General features: G+C 64.6%; 12 protein-coding genes. 5 read left to right on the top strand and 7 right to left on the bottom strand.

Annotated elements, in window-relative coordinates:
* Positions 1–104 precede the first annotated feature (104 nt).
* The 4 genes from hypF to F8R15_RS04405 all read right to left on the bottom strand — a co-directional run bounded on the left by hypF (position 105) and on the right by F8R15_RS04405 (position 6283).
* Complete coding sequence (gene hypF, locus F8R15_RS04420; protein ID WP_152843719.1) at positions 105–2369, bottom strand: carbamoyltransferase HypF; 2265 nt, start codon at positions 2367–2369, stop codon at positions 105–107.
* 103 nt (positions 2370–2472) lie between these two features.
* Positions 2473–3900 (bottom strand): nickel-dependent hydrogenase large subunit, encoded by a 1428-nt coding sequence (locus F8R15_RS04415; protein WP_152843718.1) that lies wholly within the window; start codon positions 3898–3900, stop codon positions 2473–2475.
* Complete coding sequence (locus F8R15_RS04410; protein WP_152843717.1) at positions 3897–4895, bottom strand: HupU protein; 999 nt, start codon at positions 4893–4895, stop codon at positions 3897–3899. The genes F8R15_RS04415 and F8R15_RS04410 overlap by 4 nt, the downstream gene beginning before the upstream one ends.
* A complete protein-coding gene (locus tag F8R15_RS04405; protein WP_152843716.1) occupies positions 4892–6283 on the bottom strand; it encodes a sensor histidine kinase in 1392 nt (463 codons plus the stop codon). Before F8R15_RS04405 ends, F8R15_RS04410 begins: the two co-directional genes overlap by 4 nt.
* A gap of 258 nt (positions 6284–6541) precedes the next feature.
* Here F8R15_RS04405 and F8R15_RS04400 point away from each other — a divergent pair, with 258 nt between their 5' ends.
* Positions 6542–7960, top strand: coding sequence for a serine hydrolase (locus F8R15_RS04400; RefSeq protein ID WP_152843715.1), 1419 nt, complete (start codon positions 6542–6544; stop codon positions 7958–7960).
* Here the strand turns inward: F8R15_RS04400 and cysK are convergent.
* The 3 genes from cysK to F8R15_RS04385 form a co-directional block, all read right to left on the bottom strand.
* Complete coding sequence (cysK, locus tag F8R15_RS04395; protein WP_152843714.1) at positions 7915–8880, bottom strand: cysteine synthase A; 966 nt, start codon at positions 8878–8880, stop codon at positions 7915–7917. The two genes, F8R15_RS04400 and cysK, sit on opposite strands and share 46 nt — an antisense overlap.
* A 591-nt stretch (positions 8881–9471) precedes the next feature.
* On the bottom strand, positions 9472–10431 hold the full coding sequence (locus F8R15_RS04390; RefSeq protein ID WP_152843713.1) for a glycosyltransferase: 960 nt from the start codon (positions 10429–10431) through the stop codon (positions 9472–9474).
* A 67-nt stretch (positions 10432–10498) separates the two neighbouring features.
* Entirely contained in the window at positions 10499–11491 is a 993-nt protein-coding gene (locus tag F8R15_RS04385; RefSeq protein WP_152843712.1) for a glycosyltransferase, read from the bottom strand.
* A gap of 728 nt (positions 11492–12219) precedes the next feature.
* Here F8R15_RS04385 and F8R15_RS04380 point away from each other — a divergent pair.
* Genes F8R15_RS04380 through F8R15_RS04365 form a run of 4 tightly spaced genes read left to right on the top strand, consistent with a single transcriptional unit; the run spans position 12220 to position 17781 of the window.
* Complete coding sequence (locus tag F8R15_RS04380) at positions 12220–13380, top strand: glycosyl transferase (protein WP_152843711.1); 1161 nt, start codon at positions 12220–12222, stop codon at positions 13378–13380.
* On the top strand, positions 13377–14366 hold the full coding sequence (locus F8R15_RS04375) for a glycosyltransferase family 2 protein (RefSeq protein WP_253732388.1): 990 nt from the start codon (positions 13377–13379) through the stop codon (positions 14364–14366). The genes F8R15_RS04380 and F8R15_RS04375 overlap by 4 nt, the downstream gene beginning before the upstream one ends.
* Positions 14363–15343 carry a glycosyltransferase gene (locus F8R15_RS04370; protein WP_152843709.1) on the top strand — a complete coding sequence of 327 codons (981 nt, stop codon included), beginning with the start codon at positions 14363–14365 and terminating at the stop codon, positions 15341–15343. The genes F8R15_RS04375 and F8R15_RS04370 overlap by 4 nt, the downstream gene beginning before the upstream one ends.
* A complete protein-coding gene (locus F8R15_RS04365; RefSeq protein WP_172976162.1) occupies positions 15340–17781 on the top strand; it encodes a GNVR domain-containing protein in 2442 nt (813 codons plus the stop codon). Before F8R15_RS04370 ends, F8R15_RS04365 begins: the two co-directional genes overlap by 4 nt.
* Positions 17782–17857: the final 76 nt, after the last annotated feature.

Raw genomic sequence — 17857 nt, 5'->3', positions numbered from 1 at the left:
CGCAGGCGCGAATTCCTATTTGTTTCCGATATGTTGCCCGTCAAAACCCCGTTGCGGCGCGGGGCCGCACTGGCACGTCAGTGACCAGCTTTCCGGGATTCCGGTCAGTCTCTTTCCGACTGCGCCGCAGCAATCACCGCCTGCCCCAGCGCCAGCGAGCCGTCATTCGCCGGCAGCGTGCGATGGCTCAGCACCGGCAGATCGTCCAACGCCGCGCAGGTCAGCCGATGCAACAGCGCGTTCTGATACACGCCGCCCGTGAGCGCCACGGCTTTCGCCTCTCCGCTTTCGATCAGCGACCGCACCCGGCGGGCAAAGCCCTGCGCCAGCGCCGCATGGAACCGCAGCGCGATTGTCTCGGGCGCAACCCCGGCCTCCAGATCGGCGGCGAGCGCCTGAAAAAACGGTCCGGTCTCGAGCACGTCGCCCGCATCCGAGAACGCATAGGCCCCGGCCTCCGCCGACTCCCCGTGTGCCAACGCGTGCGCCGCCAGCGCTTCGAGCCGCATCGCGGCCTCGCCCTCATAGCTCTGCCGCATCGGGCAGATCCCGAGGCAGGCCGCCACCGCATCGAAGAGCCGCCCCGCCGAAGACGACAGCGGCGCGTTGATCCCCTTCGCCGCCGCCTGCCGCGCCAGATCGCGCGGGGCCTCCGGGAACAGGCTGTCGGCCAGCCCCGCCAGCCCCGCCGCATCGAGCCGCACCAGCGCATTGCGCCACGGCTCTGCCTGCGCCCGGTCGCCACCGATCAGCGGCGCGGGCTCCAGCCAGCCGCGCCGCGCGAACCCATGATAATCGCCCAACAACAGCTCGCCGCCCCAGACCGTGCCATCGGGCCCCAAGCCGAGCCCATCGAGCACGATCCCCGCGACCTTGCCGCCCTCCAGCGGCCAACCGTTCTCGGCCATGCAGGCGGCGAGATGCGCATGGTGATGCTGCACCTCGACCACCGGCAACCCGTCGCGCGCGGCCCGTTCCGCCCCGTGGCGCGAAGCCCGAAAATCGGGGTGCAGATCGACCGCCACGACCTCGGGGCGATGATCGAACAGCGCCGCATAATCCGCATCGGCCTGCTCGAACGCCTCCCATGTCAGCGCCTCGTCCAGCTCGCCCAAGTGATGGCCCAGCAGCGCCTGCCCGTTCTTGATCAGGCAGATCGCGGCCTTCATTTGCCCGCCATAGCTAACGACCTGAGGCGCGCCCTCGAACCCGTCGGGCAGCGGCAAGGTGCCCGGCACCTGCCCTCGCGCGCGGCGCAGTACCATCGGCGGATCGGCCCGCACGACGCTGTCATCGAGCCGCCGCGCAATGTCGCGGTCATGCATCAGGAAGGCATCGACGAAGCCAGCCAGCTTCTCGCACGCCTCATCGTTTCCGATCACCTGCGGCTCGCCCGAGAGATTGCCCGAGGTCATTACCAGCGGTCGCCCCTCGCCCCCCCGCGCCCATTCGCGCAGCAACAGATGATGCAGCGGCGTATAGGGCAGCATCCAGCCGAGGCTGTCCTGTCCGGGCGCCACCGCCTCCGGCAAAGCCTCCCCCGCCTTTTGCAGCAACACGATCGGCGCCGCAGGGTCGCGCAGCAGTTCCGCCTCGGCCTCTGAGACCTTGGCGTAGCGCCGGATGGTCTCGATTTCGCCCATCAGCGCGAAGGGCTTTGCAGGCCTGCGCTTGCGCGCCCGCAACAGCGCCACGGCCTCGGCATTGCTCGCATCGCAGGCGAGATGAAACCCGCCCAAGCCTTTCACCGCGACGATGCCCCCGCCCTGCAAAACCGCTCCGACCTCTTCGGCAGGACGCTCCTCCCCGTCCACCTCCAGCCACACCCGCGGCCCGCACTCGGGACAGGCGATCGGCTGCGCGTGAAAACGTCGATCCGCCGGGTTCTCATATTCCGCGCGACAGGCGGAGCACATCTCGAAGGGCGCCATCGTCGTCTGCCCCCGATCATAGGGCAGCGCTTGCAGGATCGTGAAACGCGGCCCGCAATGGGTGCAGTTGGTGAAGGCGTAGTGCCGCCTGCGCCCGTCGCCCCGGATTTCCGCAAGACAGTCCGGGCAGGTCGCCGCATCCGGCGTCACACGCGTCTCGGCCCCCGCCCCTTGCGAGGCCACGATCGCGAAACCCTCAGGCGCGGTGTCGAACACAAACTCCGACACCTCCACCGCATCGACCCGCGCAAGCGGCGGTGCCTCATCCGAGATCGCCTCGGCCAAACCGTCCAAAGCTCCCGCCACCCGGATCAGCACGCCCTCGGGATCGTTGAGCACATGGCCCGAAAGCCCGCGCTCCTGCGCAAGCCGCCAGATGAAGGGGCGGAAACCCACCCCCTGCACCTGCCCGCGCACCCTGATCTCGAAACCCTGCATCTTCCTCTTGGCTCAAATATCCCGGGGGTTTGGGGGCAGAGCCCCCATTTTCGTCAAAGTTTCTCGCCCTCCGGCGACGGCAGGGGCCGCGCCCTCAACTTACTCAATGCACCGTGCAGACCATGCAGGGATCGAAACTGCGCACGATATGCTGCACCGAGACCGGCGTGGTCTCGCCCACCCCGACCGGCGCGCCGACCAGTGCGGCCTCCAGCGGTCCCGGCACACCCTCCGCGTCGCGCGGGCTGAAATTCCACGTCGTGGGCGCGATGATCTGATACGACGCGATGCGCCCGTCCTCGATCCGCAGCCAATGGCCCAGCGCGCCACGCGCGGCCTCGACCAGCCCTGCACCCTGCCCAGCCTCGGGCAGATCGCCCTGCACCATGAACGCAGCCCCCGGATCGATCCCTTTCGCAAGCCCCTCCATGAAGGCTTGCGTCCGCGCCAGTTCCATCAGCCGCCCTGCAACCCGCGCCAGAACGCCACCGCCCGCCAGCGCACGCGCCAGCGGATGGCCGTCCACGACCTGCCGCGCGAGCGCGCCGGTCTCCACCGTCTGACCGTTCAGCCGCGGCGCCTTGCACCAGCTATAGGCGGCGTCGCGCATCGCCTCGTCGGGACGTGTCTCGCCCTGCCAGGGATGGGCCTGTGCCCCCAGCATCCACGCATGGCTGAGGTCTTCCGTGATCGCGCCGAAATCGACTGCGCCCAAGGACCCGTCCCACAGCCCACGCCCAAAGCCGAACCCTTCGGCCAGTGGATAGGCTCCGAAGCTCATATACCGGCCCGAGCCGCGCCCGAGCCGGTCCAGATCCAGATCGGCCGCGATGCGCAGGAACAGCCCCGCATCGCCCGTCTCCCACGCCATCAGCTGATCGACGGACTCGATCGCGCAGAACGCCTCCAGCGACCCGCCGATGACGGTCTCCTCCAGATAGCGGCGGAAAGCGCGCAACGTCGTCTCGATGCGCACCTTGTCGCGGGGCCCGGGCGCGCGGGTGACGCCGCCGGGCTGGATCGCGAGCGTATGGGGCCATTTGCCCGCCATCAGCCCGAGGATATGCATCAGCTCGGCGCGTGCCGAAACCGCCGCGCGCTGCGCGCCGCCCTCGGCGGGGGTGAAGCGCGCCACCGCCCGGTCGAACCACGGTTTACCTGCGTAAACGGGGCGGATGAAATCGGGCATGAAGAACAGGTTGAAGTGGAACAGGTGGTCCGAGACATTCTCGACCGCATGGATCAGCGCCGCCATGGCCGCGCCCTGCGGCGTGGGCTCCAGCCCCATCGCCGCGCCCAGCGCGCGCGCCGCCGCCGCGGACTGGCTGATCGAGCAGATGCCGCAGATCCGCGGCGTGATCGTCAGCGCATCGCGCGGGTCTTTGCCTTCCAGCATCCGCTCGAACCCGCGATAGAGCGGCGAATTCACCCGCGCCGCGCCCACCGCCCCATCGGCGAGGTCGAGATGTACTTCCAGATCGCCCTCGACCCGATTGAACGGGCCCACGACAAGGCGCGGCGTCTCTGTCATCTGCGTCCTTTCGGCTTGCGGATCGTCGGCGTCACCTCGACCCGGTCGGCAACCGCGTTCTTCGCGATCCGCTCGGGCGTCGCCGCCTTCGACAGCGAGGCGAGCGCCATGAACCATGCCTTTGGCATATCGGTCGGGAGGCCCACCGGGATGCCCGCGATCTTCGGCGTCTCGGTGAAGGAATGGCGCGGTTCCTCGAATTCGGGCGCGGTGCAGTTGATGCAGGGGTATCCGCCCGAGGTGCACGACCCGTCACCGTTCCACGGCCGGATATTGCAATCGCCCACGGCCTGCGTGCCGATGCAACCCAGGTTCTCCATCATGCAGCCGATATCGGACAGTTCCACTGCCGAGGCCTTGTATTCGTAGAACTCGTTTTTCGAGCAGCCATGATGGACGAGGTGCTTGGCGTAGAACAAAGGCCGCCCGAAAGCGTCGAGATCTTCCGCCCCCAGCGCGCCTTCATTGAGCAGCAAAAGCGTCTCGGTCACCCAGTCGGGATGGGTCGGGCAGCCCGCCACGTTGATCACCGGCAGGCCCGAGCCCGAGCGGAACTCCACCGGCAGCGCCCCGCCCGGCAGCGCCCCGTCATATTGCACGCCGACCGCATCGGAGGGGTTGCCGCCCGCCGAGGTCACGCCGCCATAAGTCGCGCAGGTGCCCACCGCGACGACATGGCGGGCTTTCGGCGCGAGGCTTACCACCCAGTCGAGCATCGAACGCCCGGTGCCGGACACCATCTGGAACTTGCCCGTCCCACGCGGCCCGCGGGCGATAGAGCCCTCGACGGCCAGCAGGTCCAGCGCGATCTCGCCGCTCTCGACCGCCTCGAAAATCGCGCGCACTTCCGCGCCGGTTTCGAGGCTGACGGTCGGGTGCCAGAGGAACTCGATCCCCGCCCCGCCCAGCGTGTCGAAGACATTCGGGGATTCCGCGCAAAGGAGCGACATGGTGCAGCCGCCGCAGCCTGCCGCTTGCAGCCAGAGAACCTTCATTCCGCCCCCTCGCCCAGTTCCAGATCGAAGGAGAAACAGGCCCCGCCCAGCGCCGACCCTTTCGGGCAGAGCCGCAGACGCCCGCCATGTTCTTCGATGATCTTATGGCTGATCGCGAGGCCCAGCCCCGTGCCCGCACCCACCGCCTTGGTGGTGAAGAACGGATCGAAGATCGCCTGCGTCAGCTCTTCGGTCACGCCGGGGCCATTGTCGCCAACCGACAGCGTGCCGCGCCCCTCAATCACGCGCGCGTCGACCTCGATCCGGCCGGAGCCCTCTTCCAACCCGGAGAGCGCGTCGATCGCATTTTGCACGAGGTTCATCACGACCTGCTGGATATGTCCCTGCCGACCGCGCACCTGCAGCGTCTCCGCGCCGGTGAAGGCGATCTCGACCCCGGCCTTGGAGCCGCGCTGCACCCAGTTCGCCGCCACCCGCGCGGTCTCGACCAGATCGAAGACGACCATCTCGCCCGAGCCTTCGGCACTCAGCCGCCGCAGATCCTCGACGATGTCGCGCACCCGTTCTGCCCCGTCGCGCGCGCCCTCGATGGCCGAACGCAGGTTGCGGATTTCACGGTCGAGCTTCAGCTCCTCGCGCAGGGCGATCAGTGCCTCGCGATCCGCTCCGGCCTGCACTTTCTCGAAATAGGCCTCGAACTTACCCGCATAGCGCTCCAGCGCATGGGTGTTCGCGTAGACGAAGGAAATCGGGTTGTTCAGCTCATGCGCGACGCCAGCAAGCAGACGGCCCAGCGAGGCCAGCTTCTCGTTGCGCACCAGCTGCGCCTGCGTCGATTTGAGTTCTTCGTGGCTCTGCTCCAGCTCGGAATAGGCCTGCCGCAACTCGCCCAAGGGCCGCCCGGTCAGCACGTAACCCGCGATGCGCGACCGCTCGTCCATGCGCGGACTGATCGACAGCTCGAGCGGCGCGGGCCCATCCGGCCCGCTCAGCGCCGCTTCGATCGTCACCGGCTTGCGGGTATTCGCAGCTTCCGCCAACCCGCGATCCAAGGCCTCCACCGAGCGCGCGTCGAACATGCCTGCGAGCTTGCGACCGTGCCATACGCCGGGCGGCTCGCCAGTCAGGCTCGCGACCGAGGCCGAGGTTTCCAGCACCTCGCCCGAGCGCGAAATCACGATCAGCGCATCCGAGACCGAGGCGAGGATCGACCCGAGGAAAGACCGCAGATCCTCCAGCTCGTGGTTCTGCTGCTCCAGACGCTCCTGATAGTCGACGAGATCGGCATAGGTCCGGTCGACCGCCGAGAGCACATCGAACCAGACGTCTTCGCCCTCCCCCTCATCCGCGCCCGGCGCGTGGCGCAGCAGCCCGGCCAAGGTCGGGTCCAAGGGGTGCTGGCTATCGGGTGCGGACTCGCGCGACATGACACTCTACAAAGCCGGGCGCAACGGGCGCCCATCCCTTATCGCTAGCCCATTCGCGGCGCTCAGTCCATGATCTCGGGCCCCGTACCGAGGGGCGGATTTCGTGTCAAAAGACGCACCATACCCCAAGATGACCTTCCGTCAGTCCGCGCCTCGCCCTCTTGGCAAGGCCGCGCGCTTTGCCAAAACTACAGCGCGAACGGAACCAGGCGGGTGACTTGGCGCGTCCGGCGCGGCGGGAACCCGAGGGAGGACGAGATGCGGGGATGGAAAGCGGTGCTTGCCGGGATCGGCGGGCTTGTCGTGGTGGCGGTTCTCTACGCGGTGATCGTGCCGCCGGAACTGCTGCGCGTGGGCGCTGGCTATAGCGCGAAGATCACCTGCTCGGCGGAAGCGCTGCAAGGCCGCGCCCCCGACGAAGTTCTCGAAACCGATGTGCAGGCGCCGGGCAACCCATTGCTGCGCGCCTTTTGGGTCAGCACCGACCGCCGGGCAGGCCGAGTCCGAGCCGCCTTCGCGGGGATCATCGCGCCCACGACCGCCGAGGAGCGCGTGGGCCTCGGCTGCGCGACCTACCCCGATGGCAATCTGGCCGACGCCGGCGATCAAAGCGCCCCGCCCGCGCCGGGGCCCAGCAAAAGCGCCGCCCTCTGGCCCACCGGGTCGAAAACCGACCTGACCGGGCAAGGTCGCTTCGAAGCGGTCTTGCGCGACGAAGCGCTGACCGGGCCGGGGATGCGCGCGGTGGTGGTGATCAAGGATGGCAAGCTGGTGGCCGAACGCTACGGCGATGGCTTCGATGCGACAACACCGCTTCTGGGCTGGTCGATGACGAAGACCGTCACCGCCGCCCTTGTCGGCACCGCGATCGAGGCGGGCAAGCTGCGGATGGACCAAAGCGATCTGCTGCCCGAATGGCAGGGCGACGACCGTGCGAAGATCACCGTCGCGCAGCTGATGTCGATGTCGAGCGGGCTGCGCTTCAACGAGGATTACGGCGACGTCTCGGATGTGACGCGAATGCTCTATCTCCAGCCGGACATGGCGAAATTCGCAGCCTCCCAGCCGCTCGATCATTCGCCGGGCACTCATTTCAGCTATTCCAGCGGCACCGCCGTGCTGCTGTCGCGCATCTGGCAAAATGCGGTGGGCGATACCTCCACCGCGCTCGCCTGGCCGCGCCGCAAGCTGTTCGACCCGCTCGGGATGAGTTCGGCCACGCTCGAGACCGATGCCTCCGGGACCTTCGTGGGCAGCTCCTACCTTTACGCAACGGCGCGGGACTGGGCACGCTTCGGCCAGTTTCTGCTACAGGATGGCAAATGGGAGGGGCGGCAATTGCTACCCGCCGCATTCGTGCAGCGGATGCATAAGCCCGCGCCGACCGACGGGGTCTATGGGCAGGGCATGACCTGGCTCGCGGGGCCGAGCAATCAGCAGAAAGCGGGCGATGATGCGCGGTTCGGGCTGCCCGCCGACACCTATTGGCTCGAGGGGCATGACGGGCAGACCGTCACCGTGATCCCCTCGGCCGATATGGTCGTGGTGCGGATGGGGCTGACGCCGTCGGACCTGAACTACCGCCCGCAGAAGCTGGTGGCGGCATTGCTGGACGCGGCGAAGGCCACGACTCACGCCTCGTCGAACATCCCTTCGAACAGCGCCGAAGACAGGTAACGCTCGCCCGAATCCGGCAGCACGACGACGATGGTCTTGCCCGCATTCTCCGGCTCGCGCGCAAGACGCAGCGCCGCAGCTGCAGCCGCGCCGCAGGAGATCCCGGCCAAGATGCCCTCTTCGCGCGCCAGCCGCCGGGCGGTCTCGATCGCCTCGTCATTGCTGACCTGCTCGATCCGGTCCACGAGATCCATGTCGAGGACCTGCGGCACGAAGCCCGCCCCGATGCCTTGTATCTTGTGCGGACCGGGGTGCAGCGCCTCGCCTGCGCGGGCCTGCGTGAGAACCGGGCTGGCCTCAGGCTCGACCGCGACCGAGATCACCGGCAGGCCCTTTTCCTTTTTCAGATAGCGCGAGACGCCGGTGATCGTGCCGCCCGTGCCGACGCCCGCGACGAAGATATCGACCACGCCATCGGTATCCTCGAAAATCTCCGGCCCCGTGGTCTTCTCGTGAATCTCGGGGTTCGCGGGGTTGTTGAACTGCTGCAGCAACACGTAGCGGTCGGGATCGGAGGCCGCGATCTCCTCGGCCTTGGCGATCGCCCCCTTCATGCCCTGCGCGCCTTCGGTCAGCACGAGCTTCGCCCCATAGGCCAGAAGCAGCTTGCGCCGCTCGATGCTCATCGTGTCGGGCATGGTCAGCGTGATCGGGATGCCGCGGGAGGCGGCGACGAAGGCCAGCGCGATCCCGGTATTGCCCGAGGTCGGCTCGACGATCTCCTTGCCGGGACCGAGCACGCCGCGTTCCTCCGCATCCCAGATCATGTTCGCACCGACGCGGCACTTCACCGACCACGCCGGGTTGCGCCCCTCGATCTTGGCCAGAACGGTCGCGCCCGCGCCCTCGGTCATGCGGTTGAGCCGCACCAGCGGCGTGTTTCCGATGCTGAGCGAATTGTCTTCGTAAATACGTGCCATGCGCGCGCTCCCTTCCTGTCGTTTGCCGCGCCATCAAAGAGCAACACGCGCGGAAGGGAAAGACGAAAGCCTCGCATCGCTGCGAGGCTTCCACTTCTTTACCGGGCAACTGGCAGCACCCGGAGCTTTCCGAACGCCGTTACGAGAAAGCCAAATCCGGCGGACAGTACGAGCCGTGTCCGTCATAATCGTCATCCTTGTGTCCGCGACCGCGGTCGCCATGCGTCAGATCTTCGAGAGACCCCAAATGTTTCAATTTGGGCCGCTCATACCGGATGGCGTCATTTTTGCTTCGAGAATTCTCAATCACCACATATACCCCCACGTTTGATTGAATATAGAAAGGGTTACACAGCTCTGATGAACCGCTAGCGGTTTTTGCGGCGATTCAATCCGCGGTTGCGTGCGCATTAAAAAGTCACCCGAAAATGCTTAAAAAACGCGCATTTACGGGCTGGATTCCTGAATTTAACGAAATTGCGAGCGGCGGCGGCTGGCCGAAAACCTCGGTGCAAGACACGAGGGAATCGCCTGACCGCCAGTTATTCGCGGCGAAACGTCCTATTTTCATACACTTAATGCGTGTAAATTTCAGCTCGGCACTCTCGGCAGAGTAGCATCTACGGAGGAATGAGCGCGGCCGACAAAGCGTACGGCATTCCGCTTCAAGACCGCAGTCGGCTGGAAATTGCCCGGCACGCCATGCACCGCAATCCCCGCCTTCTGGAGCGCCTCGATCCGAGCCGAACGCGGTATCCGCAGAACTTCGCCAGCCAGAAATGCGTCCTTCGCCTCTGGCGAGGTTCGGCCCCAGATCGCCCGTTGAAGCCGCGTGACCGACGCCTTGAGATCAAGCTCACGACGCAGCCACCCCTTGTCGAGGCCCAGATTTCTCGTAGTCGATGTCTCATTCTCGGCCCAGGCAGCCAGTCGCTCCCGGCTGACATAGACCGGCTCGGAGATTAGTGCCGTGCGCAGATATTCCTCCAGCGTCGGGATCGTATCGACCTTCACCGCCAGACTGCCCTTCATATTTCGCGACCAGAACAGAGCACCGTTCGACACGCCGATCGACCCGAAGATCGCCAGATGAACCTCTTCGGGCGTATAGGTCCGCTCGTCATAGACATCATCGAAAATGCCCTTGTCGCCAAGATAGGCATTGGGCGTCCGGCTTTCGTGCTCGATGACCTGGCTCAGCATGCAGAGGTTCACCCCCTGCTGGGTGCAAATCTCGTGGCCTCGCGCAAGGTAGTCCGGGAAGACTTGGTTGTCGTCTTCCAGCATGCAGAAGTAATCGGCCTTGTAGGGGTTCTCCTTTAGAAAGCAGTCATCGAGATTGCGCGTCATGAATTTCTGCGGGCGGTTCTGCACGTAGTGAACCCGCGGGTCGCCAATCTCTTCGACCATCGCACGACCGCTCGCATCGGGGCAGTCATCGCGCACCTCACAGACCCAGTCCTCGAAGGTCTGCGCCTGAAGCGTGCCTATCGCACGGCGCAACAGGTCGGGGCGCCGATAGGTCGGCATACGCACGAGCGCTAGCGGCATTAGAACACCTTCCTCGTCGAAAAGAGGTTTGACCGACCGCGGCACGCCGATCGTTTACAGTTCGGCATCACGCGATCCTCTCAAACAGGTCCAGAAAGCGCCGAGCGCCGCGCTCGAGGGAAAGCTCATCGAGGATGTATTCGCGCGGCTGATACTCCGGGAGCCGCGCCCAGAATTCCTCGAACCGGTCTTCCATATTCGCACGCGTCCAACGCAGCCCGCATCTATCGTCGAAATACGGAACTGCAGAGACTTCGAGGCCCTCGGGGACAAACTTGGCGCCGAGCGGGTCGACGAGTTCGCCTTCGTCCCACGCGAAAACCGGAACGCCGGAAGACATCGCCTCCTGATAAGCAAGGCCTTGGGTTTCGTGCTCGGTCACGAAGATCAGCGCCCGCCCCTTGGCCAAGGCGCTGCGATACTCTGCCAACTCGTGCTCGCCATATTTTAGCTCGACTGAACTCAGGCCGCGACGTTCGAGCATTGCCCGCAGCGGCTGCATCGTATCTGCCTCGCGCGCGGCGTGGTTCCAGCGGATCTTGTTGTAGATGACACAGTCGATCTGCTTTCGGTTCTCAGCGAGAAGCGGCCAGCGGTCCGTATCGATCCCGACGAACATCGGCGCCATTTTCGCGGCGACCTGAGGTGTATACAGCCGGATCGGCCATTCCGACGGCTGCGTGACGATCTGATAGTTCCGCTCGGCCAGCATCGCCTCGGCGCGGTCCGGATAGGGAACCCAGCCGGGCCCGAACAGGGTCGGATTGGGCAGATCGACATCGCTCCAGACCGACTGATGGCCGGCAATGGCGATCGGCCTGTCCGGCGACCGGCGGGCGAGCGCGAAATCATTGATCCGAACGTCATACCCGTTTCGCCGCAGACTTTCCGTCAGGTTCAGGAACGCCGTGAAGAACCCGGTATAGGGCTGCTTGCGCTTCAGCTTGCGGTAGCTGCGCCGCGCAACCCCGCGCAGCTGCGAAAGCTGCCGCCCCAGAGGCATTTCCCAGGCGCGCATCTCGTAACCGTCATAGAAGACGGGAATAACCTTGTCCGTCAAAGCTGCCCCAGCCAACGTCCACCTTCCCCTTCGCGCTGCGATCGCGCCGCAAACCGAAGTGGCTTTTCAGGGATCACATGCCCCGCACGCGACGCCCTATGCACTTCAGATGTCCTCCAAGGGTTTCCATGACGCGCCGCTCCGAGCCAGCCCGCAGGCAATTCCCGCCACTCGTGCAGCCATGGACGCACAATCACTCAGCAGTGAAAGGTGCAAAAGATGCCAAGCGCCTATTCAGCAGGCATTTTATCGACAACCCACTAACGAATTCCCGCAAACCCCCTTTCTGAATAGGCAACCAACCGGATTTTCTCAGAGCGCGCGTCGAAAGAACTCTCATTGCGTAAATAGAATCGCTACCAAAGCGCCAAGCAGCCTCGCTGCAGCGCAGAAAGCGCCGCCGATTATTCGTTCACATTACGCACAGTTTCTAAGCGCCTTGGATATTCGCGCGACGTTTCCGCATGCCGCGCGGCAATTCGGCAAACCTGCCCTCCTTAGCATTTGACCGGAAACTGCCCAGATCGAAGCCTGATTTTGCGGTGGTTGGTTTTCGTCCGCTCCGCGCCGCGTTTCAGGCGATCTGGAGGAAGTTGAATGACTCGAAGTGGGCCCGATGCGAATGTCCCGCCCCTGCAGACTGACGGTCACGCGGACCATGTGCAGATCGGTGACTGCCACGCCGTTGATCGCGCGGCAGCGTGAGCGCAGGGAAGACGGCTTTCAAGATGCGTTTGATCTACCTCGTTCATGACCTCGATGATGCCGCGATCTGGCGACGCGTTCAGATGTTGCGCGCTGGCGGCGCCGAGGTGACGCTTGCGGGGTTCCAACGCTCAGCGCGGCCACTACCGGAGCCTGCGCTCGTTCTCGGACACACCGCCAATGGGAAAATGACCCAGCGCGCGCTGTCGGTGCTCAGGTCCCTCCCCGGTCTCGACAAGCGGTTCCCGACGCTCCAGGAGACCGATGTCATCATCGCTCGCAATCTCGAAATGCTCGCGCTCGGCGCGGTTCTCAAGCGACGCGCACCGGCGGCACGCCTTGTCTACGAATTGCTCGACGTGCATCGCCTGTTGTCGGGGAACGGTCCGGCCTCCAAGGCAATCCGGGCCATTGAGGCAGCGGCGCTCAAATCCGCATCGGGGCTTCTGTATTCCTCGGAAGGGTTCAAGCGCGGCCACCCTCAGCCGTTCGAGAAGCTCGCGCCGCACCTGTGCCTGATTGAAAACAAGCCGCTCGCGCTCGAGCCGGCACAGCTTCGCGAACGCGTGCACCCTCTGGAGGGGCCGCTGCAGATTGGCTGGAGTGGAATTCTCCGGTGCCGCTGGTCACTGGACACGCTCGACGCACTCACTCGCAACGCACCGGGACATTTCCGGGTCAAAATGCGCGGACGTCCGGCGCTCGATCAACTCTCCGATTTCCATGAGCGCGTCGCCGCAAACCCCGATCTCGAATTCGGCGGTCCCTATACTGCGCCCGATGATCTCGATGAGATTTACGACGCGGTCGATCTTGCGTGGCTGATCGACCGTTACGAGGCCGGAGAGAATTCGGACTGGCTGCTGCCAAACCGCCTGTACGAAGGCTGCCTGCATGGTGCGGTTCCGGTGGTTCTTGCGGCAACCGAGATCGCACGACGTACCGAAACTCTCGGCATCGGGGTTCAGGTGGCAGAACCGTCGAGCACGTCGGTCGCGCAAGCCCTCAGCGGTCTGAGCACCGCCGATCTCCAGACGCTTCGGCAAGCGGTCGCTGCAAAGCCGCGCTCCACCTGGGAGGCGGGTCACGCAGAATGCCGTGCGCTCGTGTCCTGGTTGGCCGATCTCCCCACGCTTGGCGCGCCTCGCAGCGGCGCCACGCATCTGCGGGAGGCGCAATCTTGAGCCGCATCCTCATCGTCATCCCCACGCTGAATGAGGTCGACCATATCGCCTCGGTCATCTCGGCGCTTTTGCCCTTCGCGCGCGCCCAAGACGCGACCGTCATAGTGGCAGACGGCGGATCGAGGGACGGGACCTGCGCCATAGTCGAGAAAATGGCACAGGAAACGCCGCAAATCGTCCTGCTGCACAACCCCGACAGGCTGCAGGCCGCAGCCGTCAACCTCGCCGTGGAGCGTTTCGGGGAGGCGGCAGAATGGTTGATCCGCGTAGACGCACACAGCGCCTACCCGAGCGATTTCTGCGAAACGCTGATGAGCGAAGCCATCGACACCGGCGCCGACAGCGTCGTCGTCCGTATGCATGCCGAAGGTGTCACCCCGTTGCAGACCCAGATCGCGCGGGCTCAGAATTCGCGCTTTGGGAATGGTGGGTCGGCACATCGCGGCGCAGGGGAAGGCCGTTGGGTCATTCACGGTCATCATGCCCTGTTTCGTCTGAACGCCTTTCGCTCGGTCGGGGGTTACAACACCACATTCAGCCATAACGAGGATGCGGAACTCGATCACCGCCTGATCCGCGCGGGCTTCAAGATCTGGCTGACCGCGCGCACCTTCGTCCGCTACTTCCCGCGAAAATCCCTGCGCGATCTCGCGTCGCAATATTTCCGGTTCGGCAAGGGACGCGCCCGCACGCTTGCCTTGCATAGGGAACGCCCGGCGATGCGACAGGCGATCGTCGCAGCTCTGGCGCCGGCGCTCGCTCTTGTCGTGCTGACCCCGCTGCACCCGATCTTCGCCCTGCCCGCGATCGTCTGGCTTCTGGGCTGTGCGGTTGCTGGACTGGCGATCGCGATCCAGACGAAGCGCCTCGCCAATCTCACGGCTGGCCCGATTGCGGGTATCATGCATCTGGCCTGGTCCGCGGGGTTCTGGGCACAGATTTTGGGCAATAGCATTCCAACCATCGGTCGCGGGGTGCCCGAGTGACCAGTCCGAAGCGCAAAGACAAGATTGGCATCGGCCTGTGCACTTATCGTCGCGAAATCGTGCGCGACACCCTCGCCTCGCTTGCCGAAACTCTCCCGCCGGACCTCGATATCTGCGTCATCGTTGCGGATAACGATCTCGAGCCCTCTTCCGAAGACCGGGTTCGTTCGGTGCCGCTTCCCTTCGAACTGCACTATCTGCACGCGCCCGCCCATAACATCTCGATCGCGCGCAATGCGGTTCTCGACGCGGCCGAGGCACAAGACTTGGACTGCCTCGCCTTCCTCGATGATGACGAACGCGCCCTGCCCGGCTGGCTCCCTGCCCTGATGGAGGCGCGCCGATCCGAAGAGAGCGCGGCGGTGATCGGCCCCGTGCGCGCCTACCACAATGACGCGGCCCCCGAGTGGATGCGCGCTGGCCATATCCACGACACCCACGCCGAGCTTGATAGCGAAGGGCGCGTGCGTGCGGGCTACACCTGCAACGTCCTGCTCGACCTGAAACACCCCGCCGTCTCTGGCCTGCGGTTCGATCCCGATTTCGGTCGCAGCGGCGGCGAAGACACGATCTTCTTCGACCAGATCAAGCGCCGCGGCGGGACGCTTGCCTACGCCCCGGAGGCTTGGCTCGAAGAGGATGTCCCTGCGGAGCGTGCGACACTTTCGTGGCTTTTGCGGCGCCGCTTCCGCATGGGCCAGACCCATGCCGTTCTGGTCTCGCAGGGAAAGGCTTTCGCGGCACGAATGATCGAACTCGGACGCGCCGGTGCGAAAGCGCTCGCCTGCCTCGGACTTTCGCTGGGCCACGTCACCGACCCCTTGGCGCGCAACCGAAATCTGATGCGCGCAGCGTTGCATATCGGCGTCGTCTGGCGATTTGCCGGCGGAAGCCGAACGGAAATCTATGGCGGAGCATCTTCGGATGCCACGCACAACACAGCCTCAAGGCGCAACGCGCGAGGAACGACCTCTTGAGACAGACGCAATTCAAATTCGCAGATACGAGCAACGATCTCGAGCGGCCGATCTCGAAACCGCCCGAAACCGTAACGCTGGGCCAGCTCACGCGTATCCTGCGTCGTCGGCGGTGGTCGATCATCGTTCCCGTCGTGATCCTCGGTATCCTCGGGATCATCTATCTGGCGACCACGCCGCGCAGCTACCTTGCAAATTCGCTGTTGCTGCTGGATGCGAATATCAGCCGGTCGATCGAACAGCTCGGGGCTTCGGAAAGCAACAATCTCAGCGAGTCCGCCCTTGAGGATGCCCGGCTGATCATCCGCTCCGACCGGATCTCGCAATCGGTCGTCAAAGAGCTCGACCTCCTCGACAATCCCTCCTTCACGTCGCCGCCGAGCTCGCTGTTTTCTCGGCTGATCGGCGGTGTGATCAACACGATCCGCACACCGATCAACTGGCTGCGCTCGAAGCCCGAACTTAGCGGCACAACCACTCTGACACCCGAACAGATCACCGCCGCGCGGCAAGACCTCGCCGCGCGCGCCTTGCAGGCGCGCATCGATGTCGGGCGTGTCGGCAGAAGCTCCGTGATCTCTATCAGCTACGAGTCCTACGATCCGGCCATGAGCGCCGCGATCGTGAATTCGCTCGCCGAGGGCTACATCGCCGATGTCCTCAATGCGAATTTCGAAGCGACCGAACGGACGACGAACTGGATGCAGGACCGGCTGACGGAGCTGCAAAATCAGGCTCAACAAGCCGCGCTGGATGCGGAGACCTTCCGGGCCGAGCATGGGCTCGTCTCCTCGCGCGGCGTTTCGATGACAAAGGATTCCGTCGTCCAGCTCAATGCCGAGATGGCCAATGCGGTCAGCGATGTGGCCCGCGCACGGGCGCGCGTCGATACCTACAACCAGATAATTGCCGGTGGGGTCCAAGCCCTCGTCGATGGCGGCTCCACCGGGGTTGGCGGCGGAAGCGACCCTGCCCTGCAGCAGGCCCGCGATACGCTCACCGACTCGCTGGCGATGCTCAATCAGATCAAGACGAACTTCGGCGAAGATCACCCGCAGTATAAGGTGGTAGAGCGGCAGGTTCAGGCCGCTGCGGAACGCCTGTTCACCCTTCTCAAACAAGGGAGCGCGCAGGCGAAGAGCGATCTCTCAAGCGCCGAAGCGAAGGTCGATGCGCTCAAGAACAGCCTCGGCCTCGCGATCGACAGCGACACGAGCTCCGGCACCGTCGAGGTCCAGTACAGCGCGCTGCAGCAACGCGCCGACACGCTCTCGACGCTGTACCAGGCGTTCCTGACGAAGTTTCAGGAGATCGAACAACAGAAATCCTTCCCCGTCTCGAACGTGCGGATCCTGACCAAGGCTGACGTGCCGCGCAACCCGGTTGGCCCGAGCACGAAGCGCGCGCTTGCGATCTCGATCGTGCTCGGTTTGATCATCGGGATGATGATCACGGCCTGGCAGGAATGGCGGGAGCGTTTCCTTCGTACCTCGGATGACGTTCAGGACGAAACCGGTGGACCGTTCCTCGGCTATCTGCCGGAGTTCGAAACGTCGGCGCAGTCGGAACCAGTCCGATCGATCACGAGCACCGCCGTGTTCCAGAACCTGCGCGACGGGCTCGCCGAGAATATCTCGAAACCGAGAAACGGGTCGCATTCGACCAGTGAAAGCGCCATCTACGCCGTGCGCCACCCCAGATCTTTCTTCGCGGAAACCTTGCGCAGCGTGCGGCTCGCCGCAGAAATCCGCGCGCCGGTCGAGACCGGGGCAATCGTTCTGGGGGTCACCTCCGCACGTCCCGAGGAAGGCAAATCGACGGTTTCTCTCAATCTTGCCGCTGTGCTCAACATGTCCAATGCACGGGTGCTCTTGATCGATAGCGACATCCGGCGCCCGGGGCTCAGCCAGCGCCTCGACTTCCGCCATGGCGACGGACTTGTCGAAGTGCTCGCCGGCCGCGCACCTTGGCGCAACTTGGTACGTGAAGTGGAAGGCACCGGTGTGCATATCCTGCCATGCATTCCGCCGAACGGCTTCACCCACAGCGCCGAGCTGTTGTCCTCACGCGGCATGCGCGAGTTGATTGCCGAGGTGCGCAGCGAGTTCGATTTCGTGATCATCGACCTCGCCCCGCTCGGCGCAATCGTCGATGCGCGTGCCATGATCCCGAACCTCGACACCGTGCTCCTCGTGGCAAGCTGGGGCAAGACGCCGAAGTTGATGCTGAACCGCATCCTGTCGGCCAATGCAGCTTTGCGCGAGCGCCTCTTGGGAACGGTGCTGAACCGCGTGGATATGGAAGACCTGCGGGACTTCGTCGACGTCTCCAGCACCGAGGCCTATTTCGAAGATTACAACGGGTATTTCGGGGATCCGGGAAAAAGCTGGGACAAGCCCGAGATGCGCGGCACAAATACCAACACACGCAACAATTGAATTTCAAATGCTTGACCGGTTATTATCGAGAAGGTAACCGCTGGAGCCCAGCCCAAGTTTCGGAGTGCCAAGCCAT

The sequence above is a fragment of the Thioclava sp. JE_KL1 genome (genome assembly GCF_009296265.1).
Classification (GTDB): domain Bacteria; phylum Pseudomonadota; class Alphaproteobacteria; order Rhodobacterales; family Rhodobacteraceae; genus Thioclava.
Note: the sequence above shows the minus strand (reverse complement) of the source record. Positions and strands in the feature narration are given on the sequence as shown.